We start from the raw sequence: 2,177 nt of genomic DNA, 5'->3' as shown, positions 1-2,177 counted from the left end.
GTTCTTAAACTCTACACTCGTTTGCCAAGCTCTCACTACTGTGTTGCCTTGTTTTAATTGATATTTATAACCTGAACCCGAAATACCTTTTGCCTTAATGCTTCCTTGTGTGTTACATACTTTGTGTACCACATCAGCATCAAGGTCAGTTTGGTCTTTCGTTACACGGAAGTAATAAGTAGCCACACAATCACCATCATAGGTAACGGTAAGCCTATAATCACCATCAGCGCTAAAGGTCTTTTGGGTAGTAGTACCATTTATAAGTGCCCCATCATTGCTCCAGCAGGTCGATTGGCTAGGAGCACTTGCAGGACAATCTAATTGTTTGCTAGGGCAGCTCGCTGCCATTTTGCCCCATTGGAAACTCTTGGCGTTGTCTATTTTCAGCTTCACTTCCACCGAAGCGTTCTTACCACACAAGTATACTTGTGGATATTTTTGCCCTGTAGACGGACATACGTATACCTCCCCAGAGATTTCTTTGTTTTTAATTTTATTCTCTAAGGGGTGGTCGGCTTCGTGATCGTTAGGTTTTACCTCAAACTCTTCGTACATCGTAGCACAACCCGCTTTGGTTTTGGTAACCTTATAAGTACCTACAGCATTTATACTAATAGTTCGCCCTGTTCGGCTAAAAGAACCATCGCCCTCTTTCGTCCAAGTATAGCTATCAAAGTCCGCCGCTGCTGTAAGGTTCATTGTAGGCTGACACAATATAGTAGAGGTCTTATAAGTACACTTGCTAAAATCTACGCCCACAAGAAAATCGGTACTGCTTTCTTCAGTAGAGCCACAAGCCGAAAACTGCGCATTGGAGCTCTTAGGGGTAAAAGTAGCAGGATTTCGGGTACCTTGATAGGTAGCCGAAGCCGAGTTCTGTATTTTATTGGCGCAAGGAGACGTCCAAGTATCACACTTAGAAACTACCTTTACATTGAAAGAAATTTTATGTTTCGAACCATTTTGCTTAACTAATTCATTAGGTACATCTATTTCAAGTTTGCGTGAAACTGAACTATATCCATAATTAATACGACTATCCGATACATATATATTAGTAGCCGAGTTTTCTAAATTCTCTGGTAATATATCTGTAATTACCAAGCCTTTAGCATCGTCATTCCCTTGGTTTTGGAATTCTATTTCGTATTTAAGACTTGAACCTAATGGTATATTACTTTGCCCCGTAACATCTTGGTTAGCAGCATTATACACACGCTTGTTCATCACTACCGTAGGCTCTATTACCTCTACGTTGAAGGCAAACATAAAGGGATAGTACACATCTCCATTGGTAGTTGCTGTAAGCTTAGCCCAAGTAGAATTGTTGTCTAAAATACGATTATTAGCATTCTCTAATTGCAGAATACCCGCATCGTACCCCATCAAGTTCTTAGACTTGGGGGTACGATTCAAGTTAATACCACTCTCATCGGTATAAGTACTATTAAAAAAGTTATTAGAAGGACGTCCTGGACTGGAAAGTACTGAATTTGCTATTTTATTAGTTTTTATAAACAATTGATCTCCTACACCACCAGCATCTCCTTCTAAAGAAGCAAAACCAATCTTTGCATTTACAGGCAGTGGTGAAGGTACCGTCTTAAAGCCCTGAATATCTATCACAGCTGAAGTACTACCATCTACAATTGCCAAACCATCAAACAAACTGATATTGCGTGCTGGCTTAGTAGCATCCTCATAAATAATAAACAATGTCCAACCTGCTGCATACCTATTCGGTGCTTGCAAGTTGGCTACCGTATAATTGCCCGCTACATTAGTAAGCTTGTTGGTAACATCAGCTATATATACATACAAACCACTATTAACATTAGTACTAACAAGCGTTCCTATAATATCTTGATAAGCCCCACTATCTACCTTAAACTTTACCCTATCTGCTGTACCCGCTGTAGGATTGTCCATCGATGCCCAATACAAATAGGCTTTCTTTACTTTACGCGGACAAGCACCTCCTGGGTTAGGATCATTTACTCGTGCCGAACTAGAGTTAAAAGTAGAACTATCTCCATCTATATCCACATATTGTTGCCCAAAATAGTTCCAAGCATTCGGGTCATTATAGTCTCCATTGCCAATAGGGCTCAACATAGTGTTCCCTACGATAATCATATCACCTTTTACAGTAACACGATATCGCTCTGGAAAGT

General features: G+C 40.1%; 1 pseudogene. It reads right to left on the bottom strand.

What is annotated here, in order from left to right:
- Window positions 1-2,177, bottom strand: a pseudogene (locus tag HMPREF9075_RS10965) (DUF11 domain-containing protein); the annotation flags it as partial.

The sequence above is a fragment of the Capnocytophaga sp. oral taxon 332 str. F0381 genome, from assembly GCF_000318275.2.
GTDB lineage: Bacteria > Bacteroidota > Bacteroidia > Flavobacteriales > Flavobacteriaceae > Capnocytophaga > Capnocytophaga bilenii.
The sequence above is the reverse complement of the archived record's forward strand: the minus strand, read 5'-3'. Positions and strand labels throughout refer to the sequence as shown.